This window comes from Cohnella sp. GbtcB17 (assembly GCF_019091135.1).
Taxonomy (GTDB): Bacteria; Bacillota; Bacilli; order Paenibacillales; family Paenibacillaceae; genus Cohnella.
In genome coordinates this window covers 1-4,553 of record NZ_JAGXJW010000125.1, presented here as the reverse complement: position 1 = coordinate 4,553, position 4,553 = coordinate 1, and the positions used below count along the sequence as shown (strand labels likewise).

5 protein-coding genes are annotated in these 4,553 nt (G+C 59.0%); 1 reads left to right on the top strand and 4 read right to left on the bottom strand.

Annotated elements, in window-relative coordinates; translation table 11 throughout:
- The 4 genes from KVT38_RS33120 to KVT38_RS33105 form a co-directional block, all read right to left on the bottom strand.
- On the bottom strand, window positions 1-828 hold an 828-nt coding region (locus KVT38_RS33120), incomplete at its 3' end, for a GAF domain-containing protein (RefSeq protein WP_254639748.1).
- A 138-nt stretch (window positions 829-966) separates the two neighbouring features.
- On the bottom strand, window positions 967-2,763 hold the full coding sequence (gene pepF, locus KVT38_RS33115; protein ID WP_217598005.1) for an oligoendopeptidase F: 1,797 nt from the start codon (window positions 2,761-2,763) through the stop codon (window positions 967-969).
- 257 nt (window positions 2,764-3,020) lie between these two features.
- Entirely contained in the window at window positions 3,021-3,203 is a 183-nt protein-coding gene (locus KVT38_RS33110; RefSeq protein ID WP_217598003.1) for a hypothetical protein, read from the bottom strand.
- A 44-nt stretch (window positions 3,204-3,247) separates the two neighbouring features.
- On the bottom strand, window positions 3,248-3,481 hold the full coding sequence (locus KVT38_RS33105) for a hypothetical protein (RefSeq protein ID WP_090114816.1): 234 nt from the start codon (window positions 3,479-3,481) through the stop codon (window positions 3,248-3,250).
- A 239-nt stretch (window positions 3,482-3,720) separates the two neighbouring features.
- On the opposite strand from KVT38_RS33105, the gene KVT38_RS33100 reads away from it, so the two are divergent.
- Complete coding sequence (locus tag KVT38_RS33100) at window positions 3,721-4,428, top strand: class I SAM-dependent methyltransferase (protein ID WP_217598002.1); 708 nt, start codon at window positions 3,721-3,723, stop codon at window positions 4,426-4,428.
- The last annotated feature ends 125 nt before the right edge of the window (window positions 4,429-4,553 follow it).

Genomic DNA, 4,553 nt, shown 5'->3' with positions numbered 1-4,553 from the left:
GCTCCCGGTCACATGCGGCCTGCCCTCGCAGGCGGACAAAATATGCTTGCCCTGATCCCAATCGTTTTTTACCTTTACCCACGTTTGATGATGATTGTGCTCCCACGCCTCGCCAAGTCCAAGCGCGACCTTGCCGATGTCGTGCATCGGCGACACGTCTCGCAGCGTCTCGGCTTCGCGATCGGACAGCCCGTACGCCTTTGCCAGCACGTACGAATACTCGGCGACGCGTCGAACATGGTTGCCCGTCTCCTTGGACCGGATCTCGCCGATCTCGCCCATCGTGGAGATAATCTCGCGCTGCGTGTCCGCGATCTCCTGGTGCAGCATGACGGACTCCAGCGATTTGCCGGCATAGGAGGCGGCGAGCGACAGCAGGGTCATGTCGTAGTCCGTGAACTTGCCGGCCTCGGTCATCTTGTTGGTCGCCTGATAGGCGCCGATCGTCTCGCCGTCGTTGTTCCGAAACGGGATCGTGATGATCGACTTCGTCTGGTAGCCCGTCTTGCGGTCGTTCTCCGCATTGTGGCGCGGATCGTGGCGGGCGTCTTCGATGATGACCGGCTCGCCCGTTGCGATGGCGTGCCCGACGAGGCCGGAGCCGATCGGGATCCGGATCTCCTTGACGCCGTGGGCGACAGTCGTGTACAGCTCGCCGCTCGCTTCGTCGATGAGCCAGACAGTGCAGCGGTCGGCCAAGATCATCTCGCGGCCCATGTTGGCCATCAGCACGAGCACCTTGTCCAGCTTGGCTTCGCTCGAGATCTTGGCCATATATTCGAATATAATGGTCAGCAATTGTTCGGACGTCAAGTCCTTCCGCAGCATCCTATCCCTCTCCCCGTCAACATTCCGTGTATCTATTCGTGTCGATAGGGCTCGATTCCTGCCGAGTTTTGGTTCCATAGTATAAAAAAAGAACACCCGCGTTCGGCGGGCGTTCCAAAGTCTCATCATGAATAGGTCTTATTTCTCTGTTAACTGCTCCATTTGCTCGATCAAGCTTTCGAACACGCTTAGCGCCTGCTCGATCGGAGCGGGCGTCGACATGTCCACGCCGGCTTTTTTCAAAATGTTGATCGAGTAGTCGTTGCCGCCGCTCTTCAGGAAGCCGAGATAGCGGTCGACCGCGGGTTGGCCCTCGCTCAGAATCTGCTTGGCGAAGCTGGTCGCCGCCGAGAAGCCGGTCGCATACTTGTACACGTAGAAGCTCGTGTAGAAGTGGGGGATGCGCGCCCATTCCATCGCGATGTCCTTGTCCACGACCATATCGGTGCCGTAATACTTGACGTTCAGATCGTAGTAGATCGCCGACAACTCCTCCGGCGTGAGCGATTCTCCTTCTTCCGCTTTGGCGTGCACGATCTTCTCGAACTCGGCGAACATCGTCTGGCGGAACACCGTCGTGCGGAACTGATCCGCGTAATACGTGAGCAGGTACATTTTTTCCTTCGGGTCCTTCGACTTGTCCAGCAGGTAATCCATGAGCAGCGCCTCGTTCAGCGTAGAAGCGACTTCCGCGAGGAAGATCGTATACTGCGCGTCGCGGTACTCGTTGCTCTCGTCGGAATAGTACGAGTGCAGCGCGTGTCCCATCTCGTGCGCGAGCGTGAACATGCTGTTCAGGTTGTCCTTGTGGTTGAGCAGCACGTACGGATGCGTGCCGTAAGCGCCCCAACTGTATGCGCCGCTGCGTTTGCCCTCGTTCTCGTAGACGTCGATCCAGCCCTTGTCGAAGCCTTCCTGCAGCACCTTGCGATAGTCGTCGCCGAGCGGCTTCAGGCTGTCGTGTACGGTTTTCTTGGCGTCCTCGTAGCCGATGTCCATATCGAACTCTTCGACGAGCGGCGCGAACAGGTCGTACATATGAAGCTCGTCGACCTTCAGCAGCTTTTTGCGCAGCGCCATGTAGCGATGCATGAGCGGCAGATGCTCGTGGATGGTCGAGATCAGATTGTCGTAGACGCTCACCGGGATGTTGTCGCCGAACAGGGACATCTCGAGGGCGGACGGATAATGGCGGGCGTGCGCGTAAAACAGGTTTTTGGTCACGTTCGCGTTCAGCGTCGCGGCGAGCGTGTTGCGCCACTTGCCGTACGTGTCGTACACCGCCTTGAACGCCGCCTCGCGTACGCCGCGGTCGCGGCTCTCGAGGAACTGGATGTAGCGGCCGTGCGTCAGCTCGACTTCCTCGCCTTTTTCGTTTTTCACCTTCGGAAACTTCATGTCGGCGTTGTTCAGCATGCCGAAAATCGTATTCGGCGCCTGGGACAGGTTGCCGACCTGCGCAAGCAGCGACTCCTCGCTCTTGGAGAGCGTATGAGGCTTGCGCCGCAGCATCTCTTCGAGCGTGCGCCTGTATGTAGGCTTGAGCGACGGATCCGCGATAATCCCCTTGAGCGTATCCTCGGACAGGCTCAAAATTTCCGGCGTAATATAAGAGGTCGCTTCGCCGGCCTCGACGCTCAGCTTTTTCGCTTTCTCGGAGAGCGCCTGATATTTGGAATCGGCCATGTCCTCATGGCTCCGCATGTTCGCGTAGACGTAGAGGCGTTCCGTCAGAAGCGACAGCTCGTCGTCCTTGGCGAAGCAGGCGGAGATGGCGGCTGCGTCCTTCAGCTTGCCTTGGTAGGATGCGATCTCGCCGATCTGCTCGCGCACTTGCGCGTATTCGCGGTCCCAGGCCGCCTGGTCCGGGTAAATGTCCTCCAGGTGCCAGCGGTGTTCGGCGGGCACTTCGCTGCGTTTGAGCACTTCGTTCATTTTGGTTAGCCTCCTCGGTACGTTGGATTTGCCGCGGGCTTCGGCCTGCGCGATCGTCGCCTTGCTGCCGCCTCGGTCGGCGGCGTCCCCGGACTGCGCCCGGGTCTGATCCTGCACGCATGTCGCGGACAGCAGCGCGGCAGAGAGCAGCGCGGCCAGCGGCTTTACGGGTATTTTCATCGGACGGACCTCCGTTTAGCAACGAATGGCAATCCGACGTAGTATATCCGGTCCAGGCCTGCTTCATGAGGCCGGCTTCAGGCGCTGCCCGCAGAGAAGAATGCATATACGATCAGAAAAAAAGCGAAAGCCACGAGCACCAGCGAGACGGTCGCGAGACCTCTGCGGAGCTTGGCAGGCACGTGGTCGCGCTGCCAGATGAGCACGGCTGCGAGCCCGAATGCCGCGATGGCGTAAATCAGCGTGGCGCTGTAGTCCATTAAGGTCGCGTCCTCCTTTCCCGGCGGCTGGCGGCAGCCCGCGCTTAAACGTTGCGCAGGCTGTTCATCACTTCGGCCAGCTGCTGCTCTCCGCCCGGGAAGTCCTCCGCGACAAGGTGTCTCTCGGCCCAATGCATCATCTCGGGGCGGCTTAGAAACTTGTGACACTCCTCGCCCCACTGGTCCGAAATCTGGCGCACGACAAGTGTCTTACCCTGGACCTCCACGGTCAGCATGTTGTAATGGTCGTTTTTGTAAATGACGTGCTTGGCAAACATGGTTAACGCCTCCCGTCCGGCAGCTCCTGTGCCGATTGTGATACGGCGAAGCCGTTATTCATGACTATAGAAGAGATGAGGGCAGAAATCAATGTCGGCCCGCGGTCCGACGGGAAAATCGAGGCACAAGGAAGGGTTGACAGCCGAAGGCCGCGGTGGCAAAGTAACATTAACCCGCAGGGGCCGAGAAGAGATCAGACGAGACGAGCTTGAACAGACGAGAGGAGACGAGCGCATCTATGGAGAAAACGCCCGCATACCCCCAGACGGGGGTCGCTTCGACATGCCGGTCGTACGAAGAATACGAGCGGATGTTCGGGATCGAGACCGACAAGCTGCTTGGAGGCAAAGTATTGGATGTGGCGGGAGGCGCTTCTTCCTTCACGGCGCATCTGTGCGCGCGAGGGATCGACGCCTTCGCTGCGGATCCTTTTTACGAAGGAGACCGGCAGGCGATCGTGGCCGCGGCAGCCAGGGAGATCGATACGTCCTCTGCCAAAATCGCCGCCATGGCCCATGTTTACGACTGGAGCTATTACGGATCGCCGGAGTGTCACAGGCGCATGCGCGAGGCTTCGCTAGAAGCGTTCGCCGACCATTTTCAGTCGGAGGCGGGCGGAGGGAAGTACCTGGCCGCGTCTTTGCCGCGATTGCCGTTCGAGGACGATATGTTCTCACTTGTCGTATGCAGCCATTTTTTATTTTTGTATGCGGACCAATTTGGCGAGCGGTTCCACGAAGAGGCGCTGCGCGAGCTGTTGCGGATCGCCGCGCCAGGCGGTGAGGTTCGGATCTATCCGCTCGTCACGCTGGCTTGGGAGCCGGTACCTTATCTCGATCGCCTGCTCCGCGCGCTGGCTTCCGAGGCCGATGCCGCGTTCGTTCCCAGTAGCCTGCCGTTCGTGCCGCGCGAGAGCCGCGTGCTGACGCTCCGCAAAAGAGGCTAGCGGCTGCGGCGCCATGCGTAGACAAAATGAGACATAAAATTCACATATTGCGTCTTGACAGGGAATCGGCTATAATGTTGTCATTCGCCGATTTACGGCGAGATTTTAGGAGGTTTTTCATTTGA

Excerpts from the sequence above, each read along its gene's own strand:
- pepF (WP_217598005.1), bottom strand. The coding sequence starts at position 2,763 with ATGAACGAAGTGCTCAAACGCAGCGAAGTGCCCGCCGAACACCGCTGG.
- KVT38_RS33110 (WP_217598003.1), bottom strand. The coding sequence starts at position 3,203 with ATGGACTACAGCGCCACGCTGATTTACGCCATCGCGGCATTCGGGCTC.
- KVT38_RS33105 (WP_090114816.1), bottom strand. The coding sequence starts at position 3,481 with ATGTTTGCCAAGCACGTCATTTACAAAAACGACCATTACAACATGCTG.
- KVT38_RS33100 (WP_217598002.1), top strand. The coding sequence starts at position 3,721 with ATGGAGAAAACGCCCGCATACCCCCAGACGGGGGTCGCTTCGACATGC.